Raw genomic sequence first — 26,149 nt, 5'->3', positions numbered from 1 at the left:
CCTCCGCGGGACGCCGCTCCGGTGCACGGCACGCCGTGCCTGCCGTACCGGAGCGGCGTCCCGCGAGCGGCGATCGGCCGACGCGGAGAGCCGGGGTCAGGCGGAGGCGTGCTCGCGCTCGCGCAGGACGCCGGACTCGAGCGCCTGGAACGACAGCACCTTGTAGCCCTCGGACTCGAAGAAGATCGTCGCCCGGTCGGCCTCCACGCTCATCACGGTGCCGGCGCCCCACTCGCGGTGCTCCACCGACTCGTCGACGCTCAGAGGGGCGTCCACGGGCGCCTCCTCGGTCTCGCCGCTCGCCTCGTGCCGCTCGCAGCCGTCGCAGTTGCCGCACCACTCGGCCGACTCCACGCCGAAGTAGTCCAGCAGGACCCGGCGGCGGCACTGGCTGGTCTCCGCGTACGCGCGCATCATCGACAGGCGCGACTCCGCGATCCGCTCGCGGGAGGCCAGAGCCTCCTTCACCGCGTGCACGACCTCGTCGCCCGAGGCCTCGCGCGTCGCGCGCAGACCGGACCCGGTCTCCACCAGCCCCGCGTCCGCGAGATCGTTGACGATCCGGGCGATCGTGCGGGCCGGCTTCCCCAGCTCCTTCGCGAGAGCCGCGGAGTCGAGCCCCGGCTGCTCCGAGACGGCCGCCCAGATCACGCGCAGCGCGGCCTTGTCGACCGAGCGCTTGGCGAAGAAGCGGCGGAGACCCAGGTCCTCGGCGCGGTAGTGCAGCGCGCCCGTCGCCGGCTCGCCGTCGCGGCCCGCGCGGCCGATCTCCTGGTAGTACGCGTCGAGCGACTCGGTGGTCGTCGCGTGCAGCACGAAGCGGACGTCGGCCCGGTCGATGCCCATCCCGAAGGCCGAGGTCGCGACGACGACGTCGAGCTCGCCGGCGCGCCACTGCTCGTGCACGACCTTGCGCTCGGACACCTTGAGTCCGGCGTGGTACGCCGCGACCCGGCGCCCCTCCGCCGCGATGTCGGCCGCGTAGGCCTCCGTCTCCTTGCGGGTGGCGACGTAGACCAGGCCCGGAGCCGTCCAGCTGCGCGCCTCCTCGACCACGGCGGCGCGCTTCTCGTTCTCGCTCTCGTGGCGGTGCACCACCAGCCGGATCTCCGGACGGTCGACGCCGTGCACCTGGATCTCGGGGTCGGTCATCCGGAGGCGCTCGATGATCTCGTCGCGCACCGGCCCGGAGGCGGTGGCGGTCATCGCGAGCACCGGCGGGTCTCCGAGCTCGCCGCGCACATCGGCCAGGCGGAGGTAGTCGGGGCGGAAGTCGTGGCCCCAGGAGGAGACGCAGTGCGCCTCGTCGACGACCAGGAGCGACACTCCCGCGGCCGCCAGACGCGCCACGTTCTCGGGCTTGGCGAGCTGCTCGGGCGCCAGGAGCACGTAGAGCGGGCCGCCCTCGTCGATCCGGTCCCAGGCGCGGGCGACGGCCGCGGCGCCCTGGGAGGAGTTGATCGCGACGGCGGGCGGGGCCGCCGGAGCCGCCTCGATCGCGGCGAGCTGGTCGGCCTGCAGGGCGACGAGCGGGGAGACGACCAGGACGACGCCGCCGCGCTCGGCTCCGGCGATCTGGTAGACCGCGGACTTGCCGCCGCCCGTCGCCAGCACCAGCAGCGTATCGCGCCCGGAGGCCGCCGACTCGATCGCCTCGCGCTGACCGGGGAGCAGCGACGACCAGCCGAAGTCCTCCCGGGCGATGCGGCTGACGGAGTCGGTGCGGGAGGAGTTCATAGCTCGACGCTACGACCAGACGGCCCCGGAGGCAGTCCGCTTGACAGCGCCGGGGAGCACGGTGAAGGCGCGTCGCCCGGCCTCACGGCCCGCCTCTGCCCCCTCGCCCCCGCGCTGTCAACGTCCTGCGGAGGGGCCCGTCGCGTGCTGGGCTGGAGCCCCGACGAGAGGAGCCGACATGGCCGACCAGAACGTGAACGAGGACCCTCCCGGATCCGGCGGCGACGCCGCCCCGAACACCGTCGGCGCGCAGACGGTGCTGCCCGGCGAGGACGCGGCCGACGCCTCCGCAGCGGGGGCCGCTCCCGGGGGCACCGCGATCGACCGCGGTGTCACGGACGCCGTGACCGACGGCGGCAGCGGAGGGGACACCGTCTCCGGCGACGCCGACCTGCCGGACGAGACCGAGGGCGCGGTCGGCAGCGACCCGGCGAGCGCCGACTGACGTCCCGCTCGGATGCGTCCGGCCCGCCGGATCCGAGGATCCTTGCGGGCCGGAGGCGCTCGTCCCTCCGCGGAGGAGGGCCCGGGCTCAGCGCCGGACGACCACCGGGTTGAACAGCGTGCCGATGCCCTCGACGTCCACCGCGACGGTGTCCCCGTTCGCGATCGGCCCGACGCCGGCGGGCGTCCCGGTGAGGATCACGTCCCCGGGGAGCAGCGTGAAGATGCGCGAGACGTAGGCCACGAGCTCGGGCACCCCGTGGATCATGTCGCCGGTGCTGCCCGACTGCTGCACGCGCCCGTTGACGCGGGTCTCGATCGCGCTCTCGTTCCAGACGAACTCGGTCTCGATGACCGGTCCGAGCGGGCAGAAGGTGTCGTAGCCCTTCGCCCGCGCCCACTGGCCGTCGGAGCGCTGGAGGTCGCGTGCGGTGACGTCGTTGGCGATCGTGTACCCGAAGACCACGTCCTCGTAGTCCTCCGCGCGGACGTTGCGGGCCACGGCGCCGATCACGATCGCCAGCTCGCCCTCGAACTCCACCTGCTGGCTGTCCTCGGGGAGGACGATCGCCTCGTCCGGGCCGATGACCGACGTGTTCGGCTTGAGGAACACCAGCGGCTCCGCCGGGGCTTCGCCGCCCATCTCGGCCGCGTGGTCGGCGTAGTTCTTCCCGATGCCGACGATCTTGGAGCGCGGGATCACCGGCGCGAGGAGCTTCGCCTCCGCGATCGGGATGCGCTCCCCCGTGGTGTCGAACCCGGCGAACATCGGGTCGCCGGCGAGCACGACCAGGTCGTCCTCGTCCACGATCCCGAAGTGGATCGCTCCCCCGTTGTCCCCGTCGCGCTGCGTGGCGAATCGTGCGATCTTCATGCGTCCAGCCTCGTCATCCATCCGTGCGTGTCCTCGCGGCGTCCGTACTGGATGCCGGTCAGCTCCTCGCGGAGCGACATCGTGAGCTCCCCGGCGGGCGCGCTCTCGCGGCCGACGGAGAAGCCCTCGCCCTTGAGCTCGGCGATCGGGGTGATCACGGCGGCGGTCCCGCAGGCGAACACCTCGACCACGTCGCCGGAGGCCACTCCGTCGCGCCACTCGTCGATGCTCACGCGGCGCCGCTCGACGCGGTGGCCGCGGTCCTCGGCGAGCTGCAGGACGCTGTCGCGCGTGATGCCCTCGAGGATCGAGTCCGATTCCGGGGTGACCAGCGTGCCGTCCTTCTTCACCAGCACCACGTTCATGCCGCCGAGCTCCTCGATCCACTGCGACTCCTGCGAGTCGAGGAAGAGGACCTGCGCGCAGCCGTGGCTGTAGGCCTCCTGCTGCGGAAGGAGGGAGGAGGCGTAGTTGCCGCCCGTCTTCGCCGCTCCCGTGCCGCCCTTGCCCGCCCGGGCGTAGGAGGTGGAGAGCCAGATCGACACGGGGGCGACCCCGCCCGAGAAGTAGGCGCCGGCGGGGCTGGCGATCACGTAGTAGCCGACGTCCTCGGCCGCGCGCACGCCGAGGAACGCCTCCTGCGCGAACATGAACGGGCGCAGGTAGAGGCTGGTCTCCGGTTCCGAGGGGACCCAGTCGCCGTCGACCGCGATCAGCTGCCGCAGCGACTCGACGAAGAGGTCCGTCGGGAGCTCCGGCAGCGCGAGGCGGCGGGCCGAGCGCTGCAGGCGGCGCGCGTTCGCCTCCGGGCGGAAGGTCCAGACGGAGCCGTCCTCGTGGCGGTAGGCCTTCATCCCCTCGAAGATCTCCTGCGCGTAGTGCAGGACGGCGGCGGCGGGGTCGAGCGCGAGCGGGCCGTAGGGCTCGACGCGGGCGCTGTGCCAGCCGTCCGTGCGGGTCCAGCGGAGGCCGACCATGTGGTCGGTGAAGTGCATGCCGAAGCCGGGGTTCGCGAGGATCCGGGCGCGCTCCTCGGCGGAGCGGGGCGCGGGGGCGGCGGTCACCTCGAAGGCGAGGTCGGCGGGGGCGGAGTCGGTGCTCATCGTGGTGGTGTCCTTCTGCGGGGGATCAGCGGAGGCGGGCGACGACGGAGTCGCCGATCGCGGCCGTGGAGCGCGGGGTGCCGTCGCGCGACTCGATGTCGGCGGTCACGGCCGCGGTGACGCGCGCGGCCTCGTCGCTCCGGCCGAGGTGGTCCAGCAGCATCGCCGCCGAGAGGATCGCGGCGGTCGGGTCGGCGAGCTGCCGTCCGGCGATGTCGGGCGCGGATCCGTGGACCGGCTCGAACATGCTGGGGAACGCGCCGTCGGGGTTGATGTTGCCCGAGGCCGCGAGTCCGATGCCGCCGCTGATCGCGCCGGCCAGATCGGTCAGGATGTCGCCGAAGAGGTTGTCGGTGACGATGACGTCGAACCTAGCAGGGTCGGTCACGAGGAAGATCGTTGCGGCGTCCACGTGGAGGTAGTCGACGGCCACGTCCTCGAAGGCGGCCCCCACCTCGTCGACGATCCGCTTCCAGAGCGAGCCGGAGAAGACGAGGACGTTCGTCTTGTGCACGAGCGTCAGCCGGGAGCGGCGCGTGCGGGCGAGCTCGAACGCGTGGCGGACGACGCGCTCGACGCCGTAGGCGGTGTTGACCGACACCTCGTTGGCGACCTCGTGCGGGGTGCCCTGCCGGATCGAGCCGCCGGTGCCGACGTAGGGCCCCTCCGTGCCCTCGCGGACGACCACGAAGTCGACCTCGCCGGGAGCCGCGAGCGGCGAGGGGACGCCCGCGTAGAGACGGGTGGGCCGCAGGTTGACGTAGTGGTCGAGCTCGAAGCGCAGCCGCAGGAGCAGCCCGCGCTCGATGTTCGCGTCCCGGAGGCGCGGGTCGCCCGGTGCTCCGCCGACGGCGCCCAGGAGGATCGCGTCGTGCCCCGCGATCGCCGCGAGGTCCTCGTCGGTGAGGACGTCGCCGGTCTCGAGGTAGCGGGCGGCGCCGAGCGAGAAGGTGGTCGTCTCGAGCACCAGGTCGGAGTCGGCGGTGACGGCGTCGAGGACCTTGACGGCCTCGGCGGTCACCTCGGGCCCGATCCCGTCTCCGGGGATGACGGCGAGCTTCACGGTGCGGGGCATGGCGGTCCTCAGGCGTACGGGGTCGGAGTCCCCCCAGCGTACTCGCGGCCCGCCCGCGCCGCGGTCCGGGGCACGCGCCCCCCCGTCGGGCTGGCGAGGGCCGCCCGGGAGGCGCTGCGCGTCCCGGGCGGCCTCCCGCGGAAGGAGAGGAGGAGCGTCAGCTCCGGCGGAGGCGCCAGGCGCCGACCGCGGCGGCGGCCAGCACGAGGACGACGCCCAGCCAGGCCGACCAGCCCACGCCCGAGTCGAACGCCGCGCTCGCCGACGCGACGAGGCTCGCGGCGGAGTCGGCGGGCAGCTCGCCGGCGACCGAGACGGCGCCGCCGAGGGTCTCCCCGGCCCGCTGCGCCTGCACGGCGTCGAGGCCCTCGGGCAGCACGACTCCCCCGCGGTACACGGCGGTGAGGACCGTGCCGAGCGTCGCGGTGCCGAGGACGGCACCGAGCTCGTAGGCGGTCTCGGAGACGGCGGAGGCCGCACCGGCCTTGTCGGCGGGCGCGTTAGCCAGGATCAGCTCGTTCGACACCGTCTCGGCCGCACCGATGCCCAGGCCGAGGAACGCGAAGGCGACGGCGACGGTGAGCGCGGACGCTCCTCCGGGCGCCCCGCTGCCGAGGGCCAGCAGGATGTACCCGACGGCCGAGACCAGCAGTCCGGCCGGGACGACGAGGCGCGGAGCGACGCGGCGCGCGATCGGCACCACGCCGAGCCCGGCCAGGATCATCACGGCGAGGCCCGGCACGAGCACGAGGCCCGCCTCCAGGGGCGAGAGCCCGACCACGAGCTGCAGGTGCTGCGAGAGGAAGAAGAGCCCGCCGACCAGCGCGGTGACGCTGAGGAGGTTGACCACGATCGCCGCACTGAACGAGCCGCGGCGGAAGAGCGAGAGATCGAGCATCGGCGAGGCCCGGCGCTGCTGGCGGCGGACGAACAGAACTCCCGAGACGACGCCCACGACGAGCGCCGCGACGCCGACCGCGTCGATCCCGTGCTCGGCGAAGGACTTCACCGCGTAGACGACCGGCGCCATGGTCGCCAGCGACAGCAGGATGCTGACCACGTCGACCGGGCCGGGCTGCGGGTCGCGCGACTCCGGCACCAGGATCGGCACCAGGACGACCAGCGGGAGCAGCACGGGCACCGCGAGCAGGAACACCGACCCCCAGGGGAAGTGCTCGAGCAGCACGCCGCCGACCAGCGGGCCGGTGCCCGAGCCCACGGCGAAGCCGGTCGCCCAGATGGCGATCGCGAGGCGGCGCTGGTCGCGGTCGGGGAAGACGCTGCGCAGGAGCGAGAGCGTCGAGGGCATCAGCATCGCGCCGAAGAAGCCCAGTGCCGCACGGGCGCCGATGAGCGCCGCGGCGGTGGGAGCGAACGCGGCCACGACCGAGACGGCGGCGAAGCCGACCGCGCCGACCAGCAGGAGGCGCCGCCGCCCGACGCGGTCGCCGAGGCTGCCCATCGCCACCAGCAGGCCCGCGAGCACCAGCGGGTAGGCGTCGACGATCCACAGCAGCTCGGTGCCGGAGGGGCCCAGATCCTCGGCGATCGAGGGGAGCGCGAAGTTCAGCACCGTGTTGTCGACCGAGACCAGCAGCACCGGGAGCATCAGCACCGCGAGCGCCACCCAGGCGCGTCGCCCGACCCGGTCGGCGGCGCCGGCGGTGTCGTGGGTGGAGACGGGAGCGGTGCGCGCGGACACGGGGACGACCTTTCAGAGGAGAACGGAGAGAGTATACCGTCCAGCCGGTACAGTCGCCACTGATCCGCCGTAGGATGGTCGCCGTGCCTCCTGCCCCCGCCCGCGACCGCGTCCTCGACGCGTTCGAGCAGCTCCTCATCGAGCAGGGCGAGCGCGCCGCGACCCTCGACGCCGTCGCCCGCGAGGCCGGAGTCTCCAAGGGCGGGCTGCTCTACCACTTCCCCTCGAAGGACGCCCTCGTCGACGGGCTCCTGCAGCGCCTCGACGCGCGGCGGGAGGCGGACGTCGCGCAGAGCCTCGCCGCTCCCGAGGGCGTGGTCGCCTACCTGCTGCGCACCTCCTTCGCCGCCGACTCGGCCTTCGACCGCACGATCCTCGCCGTGTCGCGCATCGCGCAGGGGCACGACGAGCGCGCCAGCGGCGGCCTCGCGCGGATCCACGACAGCTGGAACGAGGTGGTCGCCGACGCCGTGGGCGACCCGCTCGTCGCCCGGGCGATCGTCCTGATGAGCGACGGGCTCTACTACAACTCCGCCCTGCTCCCCACGGGCTCGCCGTCGCGCGGCGAGGCCGAGGACGTCCTCGCGGTCGTCCAGCGACTCCTCGGGAGCTGAGTGGCGCCGCCCCCGGCGGACCCGCTACAGCTCGACGACCCCGTCGATCAGGGTCACCGTCGCGCCGCCGATCCAGATCGCGCCGTCCGTGCTCTCGACGCGCACGCGCCCGGCTCGGCCCAGCGCCGCCCCCTGGGCGGCCGTGTAGCGCTCGCGCAGCACGCCGCTGCCGATCAGCCACTGGGCGATCCCCGCGTTGAGGCTCCCCGTCACCGGGTCCTCGGACACGCCGGCGTCGGGGATGAACGCCCGCACCTCGACCGCGCACTCGCCTCCCGCCGGATGCTCGCCCACGACGCCGACGGGGAGCCCGGCGAGGAGAGCCTGGTCCGGCCGCAGCGCGAGGACCTGCTCCGCCGACGCGAGCCGCACGGCCAGCCAGCCGGGACCGTTGTCGACCCACTCGTGGTCGAGGATCTCCGCGCGCGGGATCCGCAGAGCCGCGGCCACCCGCTCGAGCGTCGCCTCGTCGACCGGTCCGGTCCGCCGGCGGGGCGGGGCGGCGAAGGCGATGCCCTCCTCCGTCACCCGCAGTCGGACGAGACCCGCGGCGCACTCCTGCACGAGCTCCCCCGCCGCGCGGGCCGTCCCTCCGGCCGCGAGCCAGGCGTGCGCGCTCCCGAGGGTCGGGTGCCCGGCGAAGGGCAGCTCCCCGCCCGGCGTGAAGATCCGCAGCCGGTAGTCGGCCGCGGGGTCGCTCGGGCGGAGGAGGAAGGTCGTCTCGGACAGGTTCGTCCAGCGCGCGAACTCCGCCATCGCGGCGTCGCCCACGCCGTCGCCGTCGACGACGACCGCCACCGGGTTGCCCCGGAACGGCGCGGCGCCGAAGACGTCGACCTGAGCGAACCGCCGCGTGCTCACTGCTCGGTGATGTCGATCTCCTGCATGAGGTCGGCGTCGATCGCGACGCGGACCTTCTCGAGCAGGCCGTCGGGGGCGGGAGAGTCGATGGTGATCACCGAGAGCGCCTTGCCGCCCGCCTCGGTGCGCGCGATCTGCATGCCCGCGATGTTGACCGCGGCGTCGCCGAACTCGCGGCCGTAGACCGCGACGATCCCGGGGCGGTCGACGTAGCTCATGACGACGAGGTGCTTCGCGAGGGGGACCTCGACGTCGTAGCCGTTGATCGCGACGATCTTCTCGACCTGCTTGGTGCCGGTCAGCGTGCCCGAGACCGAGATCTGCGAGCCGTCCGAGAGCGCGCCGCGCAGCGTGATCACGTTGCGGTACTCGTCCGACACCGGCTCCGTGATCAGGCGCACCTCGATGCCGCGCTGCTCCGCGAGCACCGGCGCGTTGACGTAGGACACCGTCTCCGAGACCACGTTGGTGAACACGCCCTTGAGAGCCGCCAGCTTGAGGACCTTCACGTCGTAGCCGGCGAGCTCGCCGCGCACCTCGACGTCGATGGAGGTGACCGGCGAGTCCGCGAGGCCCGAGAAGACCTGGCCGAGCTTCTCGACCAGCGGGATGCCGGGGCGCACGTACTCGTCGATCACGCCGCCGGCGACGTTCACGGCGTCCGGCACGAGCTCGCCCGAGAGCGCCAGGCGCACCGAGCGGGCGACCGAGACGCCGGCCTTCTCCTGCGCCTCGTCGGTCGAGGCCCCGAGGTGCGGAGTGACGACCACGTTCTCGAGGGCGAGCAGCGGCGATCCGGTCGGCGGCTCCTTCACGAACACATCGAGTCCGGCGCCGGCGATGGTCTTCGCGACGAGCGCGCGGTGCAGCGCGTCCTCGTCGATGAGGCCGCCGCGGGCCACGTTCACGATGAACGCCGACGGCTTCATCAGCGCCAGCTGATCGTCCGAGATCATGCCCGTCGTCTCGGGGGTCCTCGGCATGTGGATCGTGATGAAGTCGCTCTCGGCCAGCAGCTCCTCCAGGGAGAGGAGCGTGACGCCGAGCTGCTGCGCGCGGGCGCTGGTCACGTAGGGGTCGTAGGCGACGACGTTCACGCCGAAGGCCTGCAGGCGCGCGGTGATCAGCGCGCCGATGCGGCCGAGGCCGATGATGCCGACGGTCTTCTCGTAGAGCTCGACGCCCGTGTACTTCGAGCGCTTCCAGAGGCCCTGCGCGAGCGCGCTGTGAGCGGCGGGGATGTGGCGGGCGAGGCTCAGGATGTGACCGACGGTGAGCTCGGCGGCCGAGATGATGTTCGAGGTCGGTGCGTTCACGACCATGACCCCCGCGGCGGTCGCGGCGGTGATGTCGACGTTGTCCAGACCCACACCGGCGCGGGCGATCACCTGGAGCGAGGGGGCCGCGGCGATCGCCTCCGCGTCGACCTGCGTCGCGGAGCGCACGAGGATCGCGTGCGCCGTGGCGAGGGCCTCGAGCAGCGCCGGGCGGTCGGTGCCGTCCACGGAGCGGATCTCGAAGTCGGGACCGAGCGCGTCCACGGTGGCGGGCGAGAGTTCTTCGGCGATCAGGACGACCGGCTTTGTCACGAGAGGCGCTTCCTTCGGAGAGGGGACGGAGCGGGCACCGAGGCGGGGGCGTCGGCAGCCCCCCGTCACTGTAGCGGAGGGGTGCGCGCGCCCCGCGCCGTGTGACGCCGCCGGTCAGCTCAGCGAGACCAGGCTCTCGACGCCGAGGACGAGCTGCACGTCGAGCGAGAGCGCCGCCGAGAGGCAGAGGGCCGCCGCGAGCAGTCCGACGCGCGCCGGGAGCCCCCGGCGGCGGCCGAGCAGGACGGCAGCGACGAAGCAGGCGACCGGCAGCACCAGGCCGAGCAGGAGCACCGCCCAGCCCGTCGGATTCAGGTCGGTGCCGAGGGAGGCCGCGTAGCTGCGCAGGCCGATCAGGTTGCCGACCGCCTCCCAGACGTCCCAGGCGAAGAAGAGCGCGAACACCACGGCGACGAGGACGGAGGCGGCCAGGCGACGGCCGGTCCGGTCGCGCCGGCCGGTCCCGCCGAGGGTGGCCCGGGTCGAGTCGGTCATCAGGCCCCCTTGAGGAACGGCAGCGGAGCGAGGAGGACGAGTCCGGCGACCAGCCAGAGCACGCGGGTGCGCACCCGGGAGTCGCGGGTGGCGAGGAGCACCACGGCGAACCACACCGGCGGCGCCAGGACCGCCAGCCAGAGCCCGAGCGAGTAGAGGGCGCCGCCGAGCGCATCGCCCGCGAAGCCGGCCGCGGCGACCGGCGACTGCCGCGTCGCCGTGATCGCCCAGGCGATGGCGTACAGGAGGTAGAGGCCGGCCGCGATCCCCGCGGCGATCAGCAGAGCGGACGAGGACGCGGCCTCGTCGTCGGGGTCCTCGTCCTCGGAGTCGTCGTCGTCCGAGCCGTCGTCCGCCGGGCCCGCCCCCGCGACCGCGCGGGGCGTCCGGCGCACGCGCGCCGTCCCCGCGGCGAGCGTCGGGTCCGCGGCCTCGCCCGCCCACTCCAGGGCCTCGTCGTCGGCGTCGTCCTCCGGGCCGGCGTCCGGCCCGCGGTCCACCGGCGGGGTCGCCGCGTCGTCGTCCTCCGGGGAGCGGCCCGGTCCACCATCGATCACCGCAACACCCTAGCCGCGCGCACCTCGCAGGAGGCTCGGAGCCCGCCGCCGCCTCCCCGACACCCGGCGGACACCCCGCGTCCTCCCCCGGGGGCGAGGCTGAGCGGATGGACGACCGCCGCCGCCGCTTCGTCGCCCTCGGCGACTCCTTCACGGAGGGGGTCGGCGACCCGCACCCGCGCCTGCCGAACGGGGTGCGCGGCTGGGCCGACCGCGTCGCCGAGCGCCTGGCGAAGGCCGAGCCGGGCTGGGAGTACGCGAACCTCGCCGTCCGCTCGAAGCGCCTCGCCCAGATCACCGAGGACCAGCTCGCGCCCGCCCTCGCCCTCCGCCCCACCCTGATCACGCTGTACGCCGGCGGCAACGACATCCTCGACCTCGGCACCGACACCGTCGATCTGATCACCCGCTACGAGGCGCTCGTCGACGCGCTCGCGACCACCGGCGCCTCCCTCGTGCTCTTCACCGGCGTCGACATCCCGGGACTGCCCGCCCCGCGGATGTTCCTGCGCCGCAACCACCTCTACAACAGCGCCGTCCGCCGGATCGCCCGCGAGCGGGGCGCGATCCTCGTCGACTACTGGGCGATGCGGGAGTTCCACTCCCCCGTGCTCTGGTCGCCCGACCGGATGCACCTCTCCAAGCGCGGGCACCGCGTCCTGGCCGGCCGCGTGCTCGACACGCTCGGCGTGCCGCACACGATCTCGACCGGGCCCTGGGACGCCTCCGAGCCGCTCCGCCTCCGCGCACGGCTGCGCGAGCAGCGCCGCTGGGCGGCCGACTGGGTCCTCCCCCTCGTCGGCCGCAAGCTGCGCCGGGTGACGCTCGGCGACCACCTCTCGCCCCGGTGGCCGGACCCCGTCCTCGTCCCGCCGAAGGGCGGTCTCCGCCGTCTCGTCCGCGAGCTCGAGCGGTAGGCGCGCCCCGGACGCGGAGGAGCCCCGGCCCGGCGAGGGGATCCCGGTGGACGGGTCCCTCGTCGGACCGGGGCTCCCCCGGTCGACGCGGTGCGACTAGCGCGCGACGCTGCCGTCGGTGTAGTCCTCGTCGGTCTGCTTCCAGGCGAAGAGCTTGCGCAGCTCGCGGCCGGTCTCCTCGATCGGGTGCTTCTCGCCCTTGGCGCGCAGCTCCTGGAACTCGGGTCCGCCCGCGTCCTGGTCGCCGATGAAGCGCTTCGCGAAGGCGCCGCTCTGGATGTCGCCGAGGACGGCCTTCATGTTCTCCTTCACACGCGGGTCGATGACGCGCGGGCCGGAGACGTAGTCGCCGTACTCGGCGGTGTCGGAGACGCTCCAGCGCTGCTTGGCGATGCCGCCCTCCCACATGAGGTCGACGATGAGCTTGAGCTCATGCAGCACCTCGAAGTAGGCGATCTCGGGCTGGTAGCCGGCCTCGACGAGGGTCTCGAAGCCGTACTGGACGAGCTGCGAGGTGCCGCCGCAGAGCACGGCCTGCTCGCCGAACAGGTCGGTCTCGGTCTCCTCGGTGAAGGTGGTCTTGATGACGCCGGCGCGGGTGCCGCCGATGGCCTTCGCGTAGGACTTCGCGGTCTCCCAGGCGGTGCCGGTCGCGTCGTTCTCGACAGCGATGATGTCCGGGATGCCGCGGCCGGCGACGAACTCGCGGCGCACGGTGTGGCCGGGGGCCTTCGGCGCGATGAGGATGACGTCGACGCCCGCGGGCGCCTCGATGTAGCCGAAGCGGATGTTGAAGCCGTGCGCGAAGGCGAGGGTCTTGCCCTCGGTCAGCGCGGACGCGATCTGCTCGCTGTAGATCGCGCGCTGGTGCTGGTCCGGCGCGAGGATCATGATCAGGTCGGCCCAGGCCGCGGCGTCGGCGACGCTCTTGACCTCGAAGCCGTCGTCCTCGGCCTTGGCGGTCGACTTCGACCCCTCCTTCAGCGCGATGACGACCTGGACGCCGGAGTCGCGGAGGTTCTGCGCGTGCGCGTGGCCCTGCGAGCCGTAGCCGACGATCGCGACCTTCTTGGACTGGATGATGGAGAGGTCGGCGTCGGCGTCGTAGATGAGCTCGGTCACGTGGTGAGTCCTTTTCTGTAGTGGAGAGTTCGCGGTCAGTTCTTGAAGACGCGCTCGGTGATCGACTTGGAGCCGCGCCCGATGGCGAGCAGGCCCGACTGCGCGATCTCCTTGATGCCGTAGGGCTCGATCACCCGCAGGAACGCGTTGGTCTTGCCGGTGTCGCCGGTGACCTCGATCACCAGGGCGTCGGTCGCGACGTCGACCACGCGGGCGCGGAAGAGCGTGACGGCCTCGAGCACCTGCGAGCGCGTGACGTTGTCGACGCGGACCTTGACGAGCAGGTGCTCGCGCTGGACCGACTGGTCGGTGTCGAGCTCGACGATCTTGATCACGTTGACGAGCTTGTTGAGCTGCTTCGTGACCTGCTCGAGCGGCAGGTCCTCGACGTCCACGGCGACCGTGATGCGCGAGAGCCCGGCCAGCTCGGTCGGACCGACCGCCAGCGACTCGATGTTGAAGCCGCGGCGGGCGAACAGCCCGGCGACACGGGTGAGCAGTCCCGGCTTGTCCTCGACGAGCAGGGAGAGAACGTGGTGCGTCATGCGGGTCTACTCCTCGTCGTCCCAGGTCGGGCTGTGGTCTCGGGCGTACTGGACGTAGCTGTTGGAGACGCCCTGCGGGACCATCGGCCAGACCATGGAGTCGCGGCTGACGACGAAGTCGATCACCACGGGCCGGTCGTTGGTGGCGATGGCGAGGCGGATGGCGTCGTCGATCTCCTCCGGCTTCGTGACGCGGATGCCGAGCGCGCCGTAGGCGTCGGCGAGCTTCACGAAGTCGGGCACCCGGACGGTGTCGTGACCCGTGTTGAGGTCGGTGTTGGAGTAGCGGCCCTCGTAGAACAGGGTCTGCCACTGGCGCACCATGCCGAGCGAGGAGTTGTTGATCACCGCGACCTTGATCGGGATGTCGTTGATCGTGCAGGTGGCGAGCTCCTGATTGGTCATCTGGAAGCAGCCGTCGCCGTCGATCGCCCACACGGTGCGCTCGGGCTCGCCGACCTTGGCGCCCATCGCCGCGGGCACGGAGTAGCCCATGGTGCCGGCGCCGCCGGAGTTCAGCCACGAGTTGGGGCGCTCGTACGTGATGAACTGCGCCGCCCACATCTGGTGCTGGCCGACGCCGGAGGCGAAGACGCCCTCGGGGCCGGTGATCTCGCCGATGCGCTTGATGACGTACTGCGGCGAGAGCAGGCCGTCGTTCGGCTCGGTGTAGCCGAGCGGGAACTCCGTCTGCAGGCCCTTGAGGTAGCTCCACCACTCGGAGGTGTCGGCGCGGCCGTCGGCGGAAGCCTTGGCGAACGCGTCGGTGAGGTCCGGGAGGACGTCCTTCAGGTCGCCCACGATCGGCACGTCGGCGGTGCGGATCTTGGAGATCTCGGCCGGGTCGATGTCGACGTGCACGACCTTGGCGTGGGGCGCGAAGAGCGCCGCCTTGCCGGTCACGCGGTCGTCGAAGCGCGAGCCCAGCGCGAGGATCAGGTCCGCCTCCTGCAGCGCGAGCACCGCGGGGACGGTGCCGTGCATGCCGGGCATGCCCAGGTGCTGCTCGTGCGAGTCCGGGAACGCTCCGCGCGCCATCAGCGTGGTCACCACGGGAGCGCCGCAGGCCTCGGCGAACGCCTTCAGCTCGGCGGCCGCGCGGGCGCGGATGATGCCGCCGCCCACGTAGAGCACCGGCTTCCTCGACTCGACCAGCAGCTGGGCCGCGGCCTGGATCTGCTTGCCGTGGGCCTTCGTGACCGGCCGGTATCCGGGCAGGTCGATCTTCGGCGGCCAGAGGAACGGCGCCTGGTCCTGCTGCGCGTCCTTCGTGATGTCGACCAGCACGGGGCCGGGGCGGCCGGTGGTGGCGATCAGCGCGGCGGAGGCGAGGGCCGAGGGGATGTCCTCGGGGCGCGTCACGAGGATGGAGTGCTTCGTGATCGGCATCGTGATGCCGACGATGTCCGCCTCCTGGAACGCGTCGGTCCCCATGAGCGTCGAGAACACCTGGCCGGTGATCGCGAGCATCGGGACGGAGTCCATGTAGGCGTCCGCGATCGCGGTGACCAGGTTGGTCGCTCCGGGGCCCGAGGTCGCGATGCAGACGCCGAGCCTGCCGGTCGCCGAGGCGTAGCCCTCGGCGGCGTGGCCGGCGCCCTGCTCGTGGCGGACCAGGATGTGCCGGATCTTCGAGGAGTCCATCAGCGGGTCGTAGACCGGGAGGATCGCGCCGCCGGGCAGGCCGAAGACGTCCTCGATCCCGAGCATCTCGAGCGAGCGGACGACCGCCTGCGCTCCGGTGAGGACCTCGGCCGCGGGGGCGGCCCCGGGAGCGTGGGCGGGTCGGGGTGGCTGGGGCGTCGGTGCGGGCTGCACGGCGGACGGATCCGGAGTCATGCGGGTGTCGATTCCTTCAGGAGGTGGTGCGGCGGCGGGCAGAGCCGGAGGCGAGTGCCCGGGAACGCGAGTGCGCGGCCGGCCGGAGCGGGCCGGGTCACCCGGTGACGGCGCCCTCGGCTGCCGAGCGGACGAGCTTGGCGTACTTGGCGAGGACACCGCGGGTGTAGCGCGGAGGGAGAGGGGCCCAGCCTTCTCGGCGGGCGGCGAGCTCGGACTCGTCGACGAGTAGGTCGATCGAGCGAGCGGCGATGTCGACCCGAATCGGGTCTCCGTCGCGAACGAATGCGATGGGACCTGCGTCCACCGATTCGGGAGCTATGTGGCCGATGCACAGGCCGGTTGTGCCGCCTGAGAATCGTCCGTCCGTCAACAGTAGTACATCTTTTCCGAGCCCGGCCCCCTTGATGGCGGCGGTGATGGCGAGCATCTCGCGCATGCCGGGACCGCCCTTGGGGCCCTCGTAGCGGATGACCACCACGTCGCCCTTCTCGATCCGGCCCTCGGTCAGAGCGTCCATCGCGGCGCGCTCGCGCTCGAACACGCGGGCCGGACCCTCGAAGACGGAGGCGTCGAAGCCGGCTGTCTTGACGACCGCGCCCTCGGGGGCGAGCGAGCCCTTGAGGATGGTGAGCCCGCCGGTCGCGTGGATCGGGTTGTCGAGGGTGCGGATGACCTCGCCGTCCAGAGGCGCGATGTCCATCGCGGCGAGGTTCTCGGCGACCGTCCTCCCGGTGACCGTCAGGCAGTCGCCGTGGAGCAGCCCGGCGTCCAGGAGCGCCTTCATCACGGCCGGGACGCCGCCGTGGCGGTCGACGTCGTTCATGACGTACTTGCCGAAGGGCTTGAGGTCGCCGATGTGCGGGATCGTGTCGCCGATGCGGTTGAAGTCGTCGATCGTGAGGTCGACCTCGGCCTCGTTGGCGATCGCGAGCAGGTGCAGGATGACGTTGGTCGACCCGCCGAAGGCCATCGCCACCGCGATCGCGTTCTCGAACGCCTCCTTGGTGAGGATGTCGCGGGCCGTGGTGCCGTTGCGCAGCAGCTCGACGACGGCCTCGCCGGACTTGCGGGCGAAGTAGTCGCGGCGGCGGTCGGCGGCGGCGGGCGAGGCGGAGCCGGGCAGGCTCATGCCGAGCGCCTCGGCCACGCTGGCCATGGTGTTGGCGGTGTACATGCCGCCGCAGGATCCCTCGCCCGGGGCGAAGGCGCACTCGATGCGCTTGGCGTCCTCCTCGGACATGATCCCGGCCTTGACGCCGCCGACGGCCTCGAAGGAGTCGATGATCGTGATGTCCTTCTCGGTGCCGTCCGAGAGCTTGACCCAGCCCGGGGCGATCGAGCCGGCGTAGACGAACACGGCGGCGAGGTCGAGGCGGGCCGCGGCCATCAGCATGCCGGGCAGCGACTTGTCGCAGCCGGCCAGCATGACGGTGCCGTCCAGGCGCTCAGCCATCATCACGGTCTCGACGGAGTCGGCGATGACCTCGCGGGAGACGAGCGAGAAGTGCATGCCCTCGTGCCCCATCGAGATGCCGTCCGAGACGGAGATGGTGCCGAACTGGAGCGGGTAGCCGCCGCCGGAGTGCACGCCCTCCTTCGCGGAGCGCGCGAGGCGCTCGAGCGAGAGGTTGCAGGGGGTGATCTCGTTCCACGAGGACGCGATGCCGATCTGGGGCTTCTCCCAGTCGTCATCGCCCATCCCGACCGCCCGCAGCATCCCGCGCGACGTCGTGGCCTCGATGCCGTCCGTGACGGTGCGCGAGCGGGGCTTCCAATCGATTTCCGGCATGCGATGAGGCTACCGCCTCGCGCGCGGTGCCCCTGCTCGCCGGGCGGACCCGGACCGGCCCGCGCACCCGTCCCGGCCCCGGCCTCCGGCAGCGGCACCGGGTGCGGACGTCCCCGCGGATCTCCGACTCGTCGCGAACGGCCGCTCCCCGCGTCGGCGGACGGCCGTCCTCGGCGAGTCGGCGATCCGGGACCCGCCGGCGCTGACCGCCGGGAGGGGGCTGCTACTCCGCGCGCAGGTCGGCCAGCATCCGGAGCGCGTGCGCGACCTGCTCGGGGCCGCGGACCCGGTAGGAGGCCGCGGTGGTGCCCTCGCCGCTCTTGATGCCGACGTCGCCGGAGCCGAGGACCGCGAAGGCGTCCTCGTCCGTCACGTCGTCGCCCGCGTAGAGCACGGCGGTCGCGCCGGTGTAGCGGCGGAGGTGCTGCACGGCCTCGCCCTTGGTGGTCGAGCGGACCGAGAACTCCAGGACGTTCTTCCCCTCGCGGACGGTGACCCCCTGCACCTCGGCGCGCGCCTCGGAGAGGGCGACGACGTGGGCGACGCGGCTGTGGCGCTCGGTCGCGAGGCGGGTGTGCAGGGCGAAGCCGGCGGGCTTGTCCTCGATCCAGACGTTGTCGATCCCGCGGGCGATGCCCTTCAGGACGTCCTCGAGCACTCCCACCTTCTCGAGCTCGTCGTCGTCGAGCCGGACCGCGTCCTCCTCGGGGTCGAGGCGGATCTCGATGCCGTGGGAGCCGACCAGCAGCGCCTCGTCCGGCAGCTGCGAGACCTCCTCCAGGCTCCCGAGCGCCCGGCCGGAGACCAGCGCGACCCGGGTGCCGGGGAGGGCGAGGAGCCGCAGCACGGCCTCGCGCGCCTCGGGGAGCGCCCGCGCGCGGGCGGGGTCGTCGACCTCGGGCGCGAGGGTGCCGTCGAAGTCGAGGGCCACCAGGAGCCGTTCGGTCGCGGCGAGCTCCCGCAGCGCCGCCGCGAGCCGCTCGGGCACTCCCTCGCTCATCGCGCGCCGCCGTCGAGCTCGCGGTCGTCGGCGGCCTCCCGCTCGAGCTCGGCCGCCTGTCCGTGCGCCGAGTCGTCGCGGTGCTCGGCCTCCTGGCCGTGCGGCGCCTCCTGCCCGCGGGCGGCGGGCCGCACGTCGAGCTGCTGGCCGGCCGCGTGCTCCGCGAGAGCGGAGAGGAACGACTCGGACCAGCGCGCCACGTCGTTCTCGAGCACGCGGCGACGGAGCGCGCGCATGCGCCGGGTGCGCTCGACGCGCGGCATCCGCGCCGAGGCCTCCATCGCGTCCTTCAGCCCCGAGATGTCGTGCGGGTTCACCTGCACGGCCTGCTTGAGCTCGTCGGCCGCTCCGGCGAACTCGCTCAGCACGAGCACGCCGTCGTTGTCGAAGCGGGACGCGACGTACTCCTTCGCGACGAGGTTCATCCCGTCGCGCAGCGCCGTCACGAGCATGACGTCGGCGGCGAGGTAGAGCGCCACCATCTCCTCGCGCGGGTAGCCGTGGTGGAGGTAGCTGATCGCCGGGTGCCCGAGCGTGCTGTAGTCGCCGTTGATCCGGCCGACCTGCAGCTCGATGTCGTCGCGCAGCTGCCGGTAGGTGTCCACGCGCTCGCGGCTCGGGCTCGCGACCTGCACCAGCACCGCGTCCTCGGAGGTGAGGCGGCCGTCCGCCAGGAGCTCGCCGAAGGCCTTCAGGCGGTGGCCGATCCCCTTGGTGTAGTCGAGCCGGTCGACGCCGAGCATGATCGTCGCGGGGTTGCCCAGCTCGGCGCGGATCTCGGCGGCGCGGGCCTGGATCTCGGGGGTGCGCGCCATCGCCTCGAACGACGCGGAGTCGATCGAGATCGGGAAGTGCCGGGCGACGACCGGGCGCACGCTCGCCCCGCGCCGCGAGCGGTTGACGCGGCGGGTGCCGCCGACGGCCTCCTCCTCGACCGGGACCTCGACGACCGTGCTGCGGGTGTCGTAGCCCAGCAGGCGCCGGACCGCGCGCAGGAAGCTGCCTGCGTCGCCCTGGCGCTGGAAGCCGATCACGTCGGCGCCGAGCAGGCCCTCGACGATCTGCCGGCGCCACGGGAGCTGCGCGAAGATACCGTAGGGCGGGAACGGGATGTGGTTGAAGAAGCCGATCGTGACGTCGGGGCGGAGCTCCCGCAGCATCTTCGGCACGAGCTGGAGCTGGTAGTCCTGCACCCAGACCACGCCGTCCTCCTCCGTCACGGCCGCGGCCGCCTCGGCGAAGCGCTGGTTGACCCGCACGTAGGCGTCCCACCAGTCGCGGTGGTAGGTCGGGGGCGCGATCACGTCGTGGTACAGCGGCCAGAGCGTGTCGTTCGAGAAGCCCTCGTAGTAGTCCTCGAGCTCCTGCGCGCTGAGGGCGACCGGGACGATCTGGACGCCGTTGTCGACGAACGGGGCGACCTCCTCGTCGGCCACGCCGGGCCAGCCGACCCAGGCGCCCTCGTTCGCGCGCATCACGGGCTCGAGCGCGGTGACCAGCCCGCCGGGCGAGGTCTTCCAGGAGGCGGTGCCGTCCTCGGCCACGACGCGGTCCACGGGGAGGCGGTTCGAGACGACCACGAACGCGTTGCGCTCGGTCCCTCCCGAGGTCCCGGCGTCGGTCCTGTCAGCGGCGGAGGAGGCGGAGGCGGAGTGCGGAGGAATGGTGGTCCCTTTTCGTCGGTCGAGCCGTCGTCGTGCCCGTCGAGGCTATCAGCCGGCCCCGCACGGGGGACGGCGGGTCAGCCCTGCACGAGGGCGAGGGCGAGCGTCGCTCCGCCCACCGTCGGGACGACCGCGACGAGTCCGAGGAGCGCGTACTGGCGCCACGAGACGTGCACGCCCAGCGCGGTCAGCCTCTGGTGCCAGAGCAGGGTGGCGAGCGAGGCCCACGGGGTGATCAGCGGTCCGGCGTTCACGCCGATCAGCAGGGCGATCAGTCGGAGCGGATCCGCCGCGACGGGCTCGAGGGCGAGGTAGGCGGGCAGGTTGTCGACCAGGTTGGAGGCGACCGCGCCGGAGCCGGCGAGGCGCAGCAGGTCGAGCGTCCCGCTCCCCTCCCCCGCGACCACGGCGAGCGCCGCGCCCAGCCCGAGCTGGTGCGCCGCCTCCATCGCCACGAAGAGGCCCGACGCGAACACGACGAGCTGCCACGGCAGGAGGGCGGGCGTGAGCGCCGCGGGACGGCGCACCGCGAAGAGGACGATCAGCGCGACCGCGGCGACCGTCGCCGGGATCCACACCTCGAGGCCCGAGACGAGCGCCGGCAGGAGCAGCGCCACGACGATCCCCGCGCCGACCAGCAGCACCCGGTCCTCCACCGGCGTCCGCTCCCCCGGGGTGTAGCGCCCGGCCAGCTCGCGCCGGTACCGGATCGCGAGGATCAGCACGGGCACGACGGCCGCGACGAGCGCGGGCACCGCGGTCAGCGCGGCGAAGGCGAAGGGGCCCTCGACCCCCAGGCGCCGCTGCGCGAGCAGGTTGGTGAGGTTCGAGACGGGGAGGAGGAGGGAGGCGCAGTTCGCCAGCCAGACCGTGGCCATCGCGAACGGCAGGGGCGGGACGCGCACGTGCGCCGCGAGCAGGACCACGACCGGGGTCAGGAGCACGGCGGTCGTGTCGAGCGAGAGGAACACCGTGCTGACGACGGCCATCGCCACCACCAGCAGCCAGAGCACCGCGGTCCGCCCGCGGCCCCACTCGGCGGAGCGCTCGGCGACCACGGTGAAGACGCCGGCCTCGGAGGCCAGCTCGGCGACCACGGTCACCGCGACCACGAAGCCGAGGATCGGCGCCGTCCGCTCGACGAGCTCGCCCAGCGCGTCCATCGGGAGGACCCCCGTGACGACGGCCACCGCCCCGACGACGAGCAGCACCGCCCCGATCACAGCCGTGCGCATGTCGTTCCCGTTCTCCTCGGCGTGCCCCGGCTCGAGGATTCGGGTCCCGGCGACGGTCCACCGTAGCGGGACAACCCCTCGGTGCTGTCAAGCGTTCCTCTGAGAGCTTTCGCACCCGCTAGCGTCGGGGTGAACACGGGAGGCACACGCATGCGCAAGTTCATCCTCAACTCCAGCGTCATCAGCGCGATCGTCGGCGGCTGGTCGATCCTGCAGACCACGCGCAAGGGCCCGCGCGACTGGCGCCTGGCCCTCCAGTGGGTCAGCTGGGCCATCTCGGTCACCGTCGCCCTGGGCTCCGTGTCCTACGACTCGAAGGAGATCGTCAAGGAGGAGCGCGGCAAGAAGCGCGACCGCTAGGCCCTCCTGACGCGCCGCCTCCCCGCGGGGCGGCGTGTCAGCCGGTCTCCCGTCCCGGTGGCGGCGACACTGTTCCCAGTCGCTGCCGGCACGGGAAACGGGGTTCGTCATGAGGTTTCGTCTGAGGCGTCGCAAGGCGGCCCCCGAGGTCGTCGAGTCGGCCCCCGTCCTCACGCAGGACGAGCTCTTCGCCGTCGTCCACGAGCGCCTCGCGGCCTTCGTCGGATCCGAGGGCGCCTGGGTCGTCACGCGCCGCAGCCACGACGACCGCGATCCGATCTTCCACGGGATGCTCGCGCGCTCCCTCGCCCACGAGCTCTCCGCCGCCATCCAGGAGGAGCAGCTCCGCGCCGGCGCCGAGCGGACGTCGTCCCCGGTCACCGAGGCGATCCCCGTGATGCGCGCCTCCACTCCCCCGGTGGAGCCGGCCGCCCTCACCTGGGAGCCGAAGCCGATCGCCGTCTGGGCGGAGCCGGCCCCCGCCGACGCCCCCGTCGCGACCCGCTCCTGACCCGAGCGGTCGGCCGGCGGGCTCGCCCTCCGGCCGACCCGACGAGCGACGTCGCCCTTCCCGCTGATCGAGGAGGCGGCGCAGCCGCCGTCTCGAGATCCCCCGCGGCCGCCCTCCCCCGGCCGCCCGTCAGAGCGTCGGCCAGCTCCCGGGGCCCTCGCTGCCCGCCGGGTACTCGTCGAGCGGCACCCGGTCCGCGTGCCACGCGTCGATCGCGGGCTGCACGATGCGCCAGCACTCCTCGGCGGCGTCCCCGCGGACCGAGAGCGACGGGTCGTCGTCGAGGATCCCCGAGATGACCTCGCCGTACGCCAGCAGCTCGCCCGCGCCGAAGGTCGCCTCCAGCGAGGCGCGCTCGAGCGTGTACGGGTCGCCGGGGCCGTTGATGTTCAGCTCGAGCGACATCTGGTCGGGCGCGAGGAACAGCCGCAGCACGGACGGCGCCTCGGTGCCCACGAAGCCGCGGGGCAGGTGCGGCACCGGCTTGAAGCGGATGACCACTTCGCGTCGCCGCTCCCCGAGCGCCTTGCCGGAGCGGAGGGTGAACGGCACGCCGGCCCAGCGCCAGGTGTCGATCTCGACGACCAGCTCGGCCAGCGTCTCGGTCCGGCGAGCGGGGTCCACGCCCTTCTCGTCCGCGTAGGCGGGCAGCTCGCGTCCGTCGATCGTCCCCGCCGTGTAGCGGGCGCGGCGCGAGCTCGCGGCGGGGTCGTCGCCGTGCAGGCGGGTGGCGCGCAGGACGATCGACTTCGCGTCGCGGAGGTCGGCCGCGTCGAGCGAGGACGGCGGCTCCATCGCGATCACCGCGAGGACCTGCAGCAGGTGGCTCTGGATCATGTCGGTCAGCGCGCCCGCGCCGTCGTAGTAGCTCGCCCGCCCCTCGAGGGCCAGCTGCTCGTCGTAGACGATCTCGACGCTCTCGATGTGCTCGGCCGACCACAGCGGCTCGAGGATCCGGTTCGCGAAGCGCAGGCCGAGCACGTTCATCACGGTCGCGCGGCCGAGGAAGTGGTCGACGCGGTGGATGCGGTCCTCGGGGACCAGCGCGGCGAGGCGCTTGTTGAGGGCGTGCGCGCTCGCCTCGTCGGTCCCGAACGGCTTCTCCAGCGCCAGCACGGTGCCCTCCGGCAGGTCGTGGGCGGCGAGCGCCTCGCAGGCCTTCGCCGCGATCGCCGGCGGGAGGGCGAAGTAGACCGCCACCGGACCGGCGCAGCTCGCGAGCAGTGCGGCGAGCGCCTCCGGATCGGTGACGTCGACCTGCTGGTAGCGCGTGCCGGAGGTGAGCGCGTCCACGCCCTCGCCCTGCGCCTCGACGGTGGCGAAGGAGGCGGTCAGCACCTCGTGCCAGTGCTCCTGGGTCCAGTCCTCGCGTCCCGCGCCGACGAGGTGGACCCGCCGGTCGGTCTCGCGGGTCAGCAGCTGGCCGACGGCGGGGAGGAGGAGCCGCGAGGACAGGTCCCCCGTCGCTCCGAGGATGAGCAGGGTCGAGACGGTCTGTGCCATGCGGCTCACCCTACGGCGGCGCTGAAGAGCCCCGCTCCGCCTTGACTGGGAGGCCACAGCCGCACCTGAGAGGATCACCGCATGGTCTCCCCGATCGAGGACTACGCCGTCCTCTCCGACTGCCGCACGGCCGCTCTCGTCTCCCGCGACGGGGGGATCGACTGGCTGTGCCTGCCGCGCTTCGACTCCGCCTCCGTCTTCGGCGCCCTCCTCGGCGGCGACGACCAGGGGCGCTGGTCGCTCCGGCCGGTGGACGGGGAGGCGACGAGCGAGCGCCACTACCTCGGCGACACGCTCGCGCTGGTCACCCGGTGGACGACTCCCACCGGCGTCGTCGAGGTGGTCGACGTGATGCCGCTGCGCGACGAGCGCGCCGAGCTGGTGCGCCGGGTGCGCGGAGTGTCGGGGACCGTCCGGATGCGGCAGGAGCTGCGCATCCGCTTCGACTACGCCCGCACCATGCCGTGGGTGCGGCAGGAGGGGACGGACGAGGATCCGCTGCTCGTCGCCGTCGCCGGGCCCGACGCGGTCGTGGTGCGCGGAGTGCGGTTGAAGGCCGTCGACCACGCCCACGCGGCGGAGTTCGACGTCGACGCGGACGCGGTCGTCGACCTCTCGATGGCGTGGTTCCCCTCGCACCAGCGGGCGCCGAAGCGCCTCGACGTCGACCGCGCGCTGGAGCGCACGCTCTCCTGGTGGTCCGAGTGGGCGTCGGCGATCGACTACGACGGCCCGCACCGCGACGCCGTCGTCCGCTCGCTGCTGACCCTCCGCGCCCTCACCGACGACGAGACCGGCGGCATCGTCGCGGCGGCGACCACCTCGCTCCCGGAGCAGTTCGGCGGCGCCCGCAACTGGGACTACCGCTACGTCTGGCTCCGCGACGCCTCGCTCACCCTGCAGGCCCTGCTCGCGCACGGGTCCGAGCAGGAGGCGCAGAAGTGGCGGGCCTGGCTGCTCCGCGCGGTCGCGGGCGCGCCGGAGGACGTGCAGATCATGTACGGCCTCGCCGGCGAGCGCGACCTGCCCGAGCGGGAGATGCCGAGCCTGCCCGGCTACGACGGCGCCTCCCCCGTGCGGATCGGGAACGCCGCCGTCGACCAGTACCAGGCGGACGTGATCGGCGAGGTGATGGTCGCTCTGCACGAGGCCCGCGTGGCCGGAGTGGACGAGACGGAGTTCTCCTGGCCGCTCCAGCGCGCGCTCCTGGGCTTCGTCGAGACCAACTGGCAGCGGCCGGACAACGGCATCTGGGAGATCCGGGGCGAGCCGCGGCACTTCACGCACTCGCGGGTCATGATCTGGGCCGCGCTCGATCGGGGCGTCCGCGCCGTGCGCGAGAACGGCCTGCCCGGTCCGGTCGAGACCTGGGAGCGCCTCCGCGACGAGGTGCGCGCCGAGATCGAGGCCCAGGGCTTCGACGCCGAGCGCGGCCACTTCGTGCAGTCCTACGGCTCGCCCGAGGTCGACGCGTCGCTCCTCGTGCTGCCGATGGTCGGCTTCGTCCCCGCCGACGACCCGCGGATGCTGGGCACCGTCGCCGAGCTGGAGCGCGTGCTCCTGCAGGACGGCCTGCTGCACCGCTACCGGACCGAGTCCTCGGTCGACGGCCTCGCCGGCGGCGAGCACCCGTTCCTCGCCTGCTCCTTCTGGCTCGTCCGGCAGTACGCCGACTCCGGCCGGATCGACGACGCGCGGACCCTGATGGACCGGCTCGTCGGGCTCTGCAACGACGTGGGCCTCCTCTCGGAGGAGTACGACGTCGAGGGCCGCCGGCACGCGGGGAACACTCCCCAGGCCCTCTCCCACCTCGCCCTGGTGCAGGCGGCCGACGCGATCGCGGCAGCCCGATGAGGCGCCGCCGCGTCGTTCTCGCGAGCATCGGCGGAGTCCTCGGAGTCGCGGTCCTCGGCTTCCTCACCTGGAGCTCGATCGTCAGCGGCCCCGACGAGGACGCCCTTGCCCGCGTGCGCGCCGATCCGGCGATCGCGGTCGAGCGCACGGACGACGCGCTCGTGATGACGCCGACCTCGACCGGCGAGCTGGCCGGCACGGGCCTGGTCTTCATCCCCGGAGCGAAGGTCGACGCCTCCTCCTACGAGGCGACCCTGGCTCCGCTGGTCGACGCCGGGGCGACCGTCGTGATCACGCGGCCGATCCTGCACCTGGCCTTCTTCGACCTCCGCTCCCTCGAGACCTTCACCAGCCAGGCCGAGGGCGTCGACCGCTGGCTCGTCGGCGGCCACTCCCTCGGCGGCGTGAAGGCCTGCCAGTGGGCCGAGGACCCGGCGGTGGCGGGCCTGGTGCTGCTCGGCAGCTACTGCGCGAACGACCTCTCGGGCTCCGAGCTCCCCGTCCTCAGTGTCAGCGGATCGGAGGACGGGCTCAGCACGCCGGAGAAGGTCGCCGACGCGAGCGTCCGGCTGCCCTCCTCCGCCGACCTCGTCGAGATCGACGGCGCCAACCACGCCGACTTCGGCTGGTACGGGCCGCAGGCGGGCGACGGCGAGGCGACCATCAGCCACGAGGAGGCGGACGCCCGCATAGCCGAGGCCCTCCTGGGCTTCAGCCGCGAGGTCGGCTGAGTCGCCCGCTCCCGCTTGACCTCGA

The 26,149-nt window shown here is 73.1% G+C and carries 24 protein-coding genes; 7 read left to right on the top strand and 17 right to left on the bottom strand.

Going from position 1 to position 26,149, the window contains the following annotated elements; translation table 11 throughout:
• Positions 1-96: 96 nt before the first annotated feature.
• Positions 97-1,737 carry a RecQ family ATP-dependent DNA helicase gene (locus C5D66_RS04830; RefSeq protein WP_104326806.1) on the bottom strand — a complete coding sequence of 547 codons (1,641 nt, stop codon included), beginning with the start codon at positions 1,735-1,737 and terminating at the stop codon, positions 97-99.
• A gap of 178 nt (positions 1,738-1,915) precedes the next feature.
• Between C5D66_RS04830 and C5D66_RS16735 the strand changes: the two genes are divergently transcribed.
• Complete coding sequence (locus C5D66_RS16735) at positions 1,916-2,182, top strand: hypothetical protein (RefSeq protein ID WP_146083178.1); 267 nt, start codon at positions 1,916-1,918, stop codon at positions 2,180-2,182.
• Between the two features lie 87 nt (positions 2,183-2,269).
• On the opposite strand, the gene C5D66_RS04820 is transcribed toward C5D66_RS16735, so the two are convergent.
• The 4 genes from C5D66_RS04820 to C5D66_RS04805 form a co-directional block, all read right to left on the bottom strand.
• Positions 2,270-3,055 carry a fumarylacetoacetate hydrolase family protein gene (locus C5D66_RS04820; RefSeq protein ID WP_104256014.1) on the bottom strand — a complete coding sequence of 262 codons (786 nt, stop codon included), beginning with the start codon at positions 3,053-3,055 and terminating at the stop codon, positions 2,270-2,272.
• Positions 3,052-4,158: a branched-chain amino acid aminotransferase gene (locus tag C5D66_RS04815; protein ID WP_104256015.1), complete on the bottom strand. Its 1,107-nt coding sequence runs from the start codon at positions 4,156-4,158 to the stop codon at positions 3,052-3,054. Before C5D66_RS04815 ends, C5D66_RS04820 begins: the two co-directional genes overlap by 4 nt.
• A gap of 25 nt (positions 4,159-4,183) precedes the next feature.
• Positions 4,184-5,233 (bottom strand): 3-isopropylmalate dehydrogenase, encoded by a 1,050-nt coding sequence (locus C5D66_RS04810; protein ID WP_104223533.1) that lies wholly within the window; start codon positions 5,231-5,233, stop codon positions 4,184-4,186.
• Between the two features lie 157 nt (positions 5,234-5,390).
• Positions 5,391-6,935: an MFS transporter gene (locus tag C5D66_RS04805; RefSeq protein WP_258063824.1), complete on the bottom strand. Its 1,545-nt coding sequence runs from the start codon at positions 6,933-6,935 to the stop codon at positions 5,391-5,393.
• 74 nt (positions 6,936-7,009) lie between these two features.
• Between C5D66_RS04805 and C5D66_RS04800 the strand changes: the two genes are divergently transcribed.
• Entirely contained in the window at positions 7,010-7,549 is a 540-nt protein-coding gene (locus C5D66_RS04800) for a TetR/AcrR family transcriptional regulator (protein ID WP_104239274.1), read from the top strand.
• A 24-nt stretch (positions 7,550-7,573) separates the two neighbouring features.
• Here C5D66_RS04800 and C5D66_RS04795 read toward each other — a convergent pair whose 3' ends face one another.
• From C5D66_RS04795 to C5D66_RS04780, 4 genes are all read right to left on the bottom strand, one after another.
• Complete coding sequence (locus C5D66_RS04795; protein WP_104256016.1) at positions 7,574-8,410, bottom strand: PhzF family phenazine biosynthesis protein; 837 nt, start codon at positions 8,408-8,410, stop codon at positions 7,574-7,576.
• A complete protein-coding gene (gene serA, locus C5D66_RS04790) occupies positions 8,407-9,999 on the bottom strand; it encodes a phosphoglycerate dehydrogenase (protein WP_104223535.1) in 1,593 nt (530 codons plus the stop codon). The genes C5D66_RS04795 and serA overlap by 4 nt, the downstream gene beginning before the upstream one ends.
• Before the next feature lie 114 nt (positions 10,000-10,113).
• The gene (locus C5D66_RS04785) at positions 10,114-10,494 is read right to left on the bottom strand and encodes a hypothetical protein (RefSeq protein ID WP_104256017.1); all 381 of its coding nucleotides are present in this window, start codon (positions 10,492-10,494) and stop codon (positions 10,114-10,116) included.
• Positions 10,494-11,051 carry a hypothetical protein gene (locus C5D66_RS04780; RefSeq protein WP_104256018.1) on the bottom strand — a complete coding sequence of 186 codons (558 nt, stop codon included), beginning with the start codon at positions 11,049-11,051 and terminating at the stop codon, positions 10,494-10,496. Before C5D66_RS04780 ends, C5D66_RS04785 begins: the two co-directional genes overlap by 1 nt.
• A 107-nt stretch (positions 11,052-11,158) precedes the next feature.
• Here C5D66_RS04780 and C5D66_RS04775 point away from each other — a divergent pair, with 107 nt between their 5' ends.
• On the top strand, positions 11,159-11,968 hold the full coding sequence (locus C5D66_RS04775) for an SGNH/GDSL hydrolase family protein (protein WP_104256019.1): 810 nt from the start codon (positions 11,159-11,161) through the stop codon (positions 11,966-11,968).
• A 96-nt stretch (positions 11,969-12,064) separates the two neighbouring features.
• Here the strand turns inward: C5D66_RS04775 and ilvC are convergent, their stop codons facing one another.
• The 7 genes from ilvC to C5D66_RS04740 form a co-directional block, all read right to left on the bottom strand.
• Complete coding sequence (ilvC, locus tag C5D66_RS04770) at positions 12,065-13,090, bottom strand: ketol-acid reductoisomerase (protein ID WP_104223539.1); 1,026 nt, start codon at positions 13,088-13,090, stop codon at positions 12,065-12,067.
• A gap of 35 nt (positions 13,091-13,125) precedes the next feature.
• Positions 13,126-13,635, bottom strand: a complete 510-nt coding sequence (ilvN, locus tag C5D66_RS04765; protein WP_104223540.1) for an acetolactate synthase small subunit — start codon at positions 13,633-13,635, stop codon at positions 13,126-13,128.
• Between the two features lie 6 nt (positions 13,636-13,641).
• Positions 13,642-15,474 (bottom strand): acetolactate synthase large subunit, encoded by a 1,833-nt coding sequence (locus C5D66_RS04760; RefSeq protein ID WP_104256020.1) that lies wholly within the window; start codon positions 15,472-15,474, stop codon positions 13,642-13,644.
• A gap of 97 nt (positions 15,475-15,571) precedes the next feature.
• Positions 15,572-17,266 (bottom strand): dihydroxy-acid dehydratase, encoded by a 1,695-nt coding sequence (ilvD, locus tag C5D66_RS04755; protein ID WP_104233215.1) that lies wholly within the window; start codon positions 17,264-17,266, stop codon positions 15,572-15,574.
• Positions 17,267-17,489: 223 nt separating this feature from the next.
• Complete coding sequence (gene otsB, locus C5D66_RS04750) at positions 17,490-18,266, bottom strand: trehalose-phosphatase (protein WP_104256021.1); 777 nt, start codon at positions 18,264-18,266, stop codon at positions 17,490-17,492.
• On the bottom strand, positions 18,263-19,846 hold the full coding sequence (locus C5D66_RS04745; protein ID WP_104226244.1) for a trehalose-6-phosphate synthase: 1,584 nt from the start codon (positions 19,844-19,846) through the stop codon (positions 18,263-18,265). Before C5D66_RS04745 ends, otsB begins: the two co-directional genes overlap by 4 nt.
• Before the next feature lie 161 nt (positions 19,847-20,007).
• Positions 20,008-21,165, bottom strand: coding sequence for an SLC13 family permease (locus C5D66_RS04740; protein ID WP_104256022.1), 1,158 nt, complete (start codon positions 21,163-21,165; stop codon positions 20,008-20,010).
• 150 nt (positions 21,166-21,315) lie between these two features.
• Here C5D66_RS04740 and C5D66_RS04735 point away from each other — a divergent pair, with 150 nt between their 5' ends.
• Together C5D66_RS04735 and C5D66_RS04730 are read left to right on the top strand one after the other, a co-directional pair.
• A complete protein-coding gene (locus C5D66_RS04735; RefSeq protein ID WP_104223546.1) occupies positions 21,316-21,525 on the top strand; it encodes a hypothetical protein in 210 nt (69 codons plus the stop codon).
• Between the two features lie 109 nt (positions 21,526-21,634).
• Positions 21,635-22,036, top strand: coding sequence for a hypothetical protein (locus C5D66_RS04730; protein ID WP_104256023.1), 402 nt, complete (start codon positions 21,635-21,637; stop codon positions 22,034-22,036).
• Between the two features lie 129 nt (positions 22,037-22,165).
• Here the strand turns inward: C5D66_RS04730 and C5D66_RS04725 are convergent, their stop codons facing one another.
• Positions 22,166-23,539 (bottom strand): glucose-6-phosphate dehydrogenase, encoded by a 1,374-nt coding sequence (locus C5D66_RS04725; RefSeq protein ID WP_181028773.1) that lies wholly within the window; start codon positions 23,537-23,539, stop codon positions 22,166-22,168.
• 81 nt (positions 23,540-23,620) lie between these two features.
• Here C5D66_RS04725 and C5D66_RS04720 point away from each other — a divergent pair, with 81 nt between their 5' ends.
• Together C5D66_RS04720 and C5D66_RS04715 are read left to right on the top strand one after the other, a co-directional pair.
• A complete protein-coding gene (locus tag C5D66_RS04720) occupies positions 23,621-25,393 on the top strand; it encodes a glycoside hydrolase family 15 protein (protein ID WP_104256025.1) in 1,773 nt (590 codons plus the stop codon).
• A complete protein-coding gene (locus C5D66_RS04715; RefSeq protein ID WP_104256026.1) occupies positions 25,390-26,124 on the top strand; it encodes an alpha/beta hydrolase in 735 nt (244 codons plus the stop codon). The genes C5D66_RS04720 and C5D66_RS04715 overlap by 4 nt, the downstream gene beginning before the upstream one ends.
• Positions 26,125-26,149 lie beyond the last annotated feature (25 nt).

The sequence above is a fragment of the Rathayibacter sp. AY1B4 genome (genome assembly GCF_002932815.1).
In the GTDB taxonomy this organism is placed as follows: Bacteria; Actinomycetota; Actinomycetes; order Actinomycetales; family Microbacteriaceae; genus Rathayibacter.
This window is presented reverse-complemented; position numbering and strand designations above follow the sequence as displayed.

Excerpts from the sequence above, each read along its gene's own strand:
- C5D66_RS04730 (WP_104256023.1), top strand. The coding sequence starts at position 21,635 with ATGAGGTTTCGTCTGAGGCGTCGCAAGGCGGCCCCCGAGGTCGTCGAG.
- C5D66_RS04775 (WP_104256019.1), top strand. The coding sequence starts at position 11,159 with ATGGACGACCGCCGCCGCCGCTTCGTCGCCCTCGGCGACTCCTTCACG.
- otsB (WP_104256021.1), bottom strand. The coding sequence starts at position 18,266 with ATGAGCGAGGGAGTGCCCGAGCGGCTCGCGGCGGCGCTGCGGGAGCTC.
- C5D66_RS04740 (WP_104256022.1), bottom strand. The coding sequence starts at position 21,165 with ATGCGCACGGCTGTGATCGGGGCGGTGCTGCTCGTCGTCGGGGCGGTG.
- ilvD (WP_104233215.1), bottom strand. The coding sequence starts at position 17,266 with ATGCCGGAAATCGATTGGAAGCCCCGCTCGCGCACCGTCACGGACGGC.
- ilvN (WP_104223540.1), bottom strand. The coding sequence starts at position 13,635 with ATGACGCACCACGTTCTCTCCCTGCTCGTCGAGGACAAGCCGGGACTG.
- C5D66_RS04720 (WP_104256025.1), top strand. The coding sequence starts at position 23,621 with ATGGTCTCCCCGATCGAGGACTACGCCGTCCTCTCCGACTGCCGCACG.
- C5D66_RS04785 (WP_104256017.1), bottom strand. The coding sequence starts at position 10,494 with ATGACCGACTCGACCCGGGCCACCCTCGGCGGGACCGGCCGGCGCGAC.
- C5D66_RS04830 (WP_104326806.1), bottom strand. The coding sequence starts at position 1,737 with ATGAACTCCTCCCGCACCGACTCCGTCAGCCGCATCGCCCGGGAGGAC.
- C5D66_RS04815 (WP_104256015.1), bottom strand. The coding sequence starts at position 4,158 with ATGAGCACCGACTCCGCCCCCGCCGACCTCGCCTTCGAGGTGACCGCC.
- C5D66_RS04810 (WP_104223533.1), bottom strand. The coding sequence starts at position 5,233 with ATGCCCCGCACCGTGAAGCTCGCCGTCATCCCCGGAGACGGGATCGGG.
- C5D66_RS04800 (WP_104239274.1), top strand. The coding sequence starts at position 7,010 with ATGGTCGCCGTGCCTCCTGCCCCCGCCCGCGACCGCGTCCTCGACGCG.
- C5D66_RS16735 (WP_146083178.1), top strand. The coding sequence starts at position 1,916 with ATGGCCGACCAGAACGTGAACGAGGACCCTCCCGGATCCGGCGGCGAC.
- C5D66_RS04715 (WP_104256026.1), top strand. The coding sequence starts at position 25,390 with ATGAGGCGCCGCCGCGTCGTTCTCGCGAGCATCGGCGGAGTCCTCGGA.
- C5D66_RS04760 (WP_104256020.1), bottom strand. The coding sequence starts at position 15,474 with ATGACTCCGGATCCGTCCGCCGTGCAGCCCGCACCGACGCCCCAGCCA.
- C5D66_RS04820 (WP_104256014.1), bottom strand. The coding sequence starts at position 3,055 with ATGAAGATCGCACGATTCGCCACGCAGCGCGACGGGGACAACGGGGGA.
- C5D66_RS04725 (WP_181028773.1), bottom strand. The coding sequence starts at position 23,539 with ATGGCACAGACCGTCTCGACCCTGCTCATCCTCGGAGCGACGGGGGAC.
- C5D66_RS04735 (WP_104223546.1), top strand. The coding sequence starts at position 21,316 with ATGCGCAAGTTCATCCTCAACTCCAGCGTCATCAGCGCGATCGTCGGC.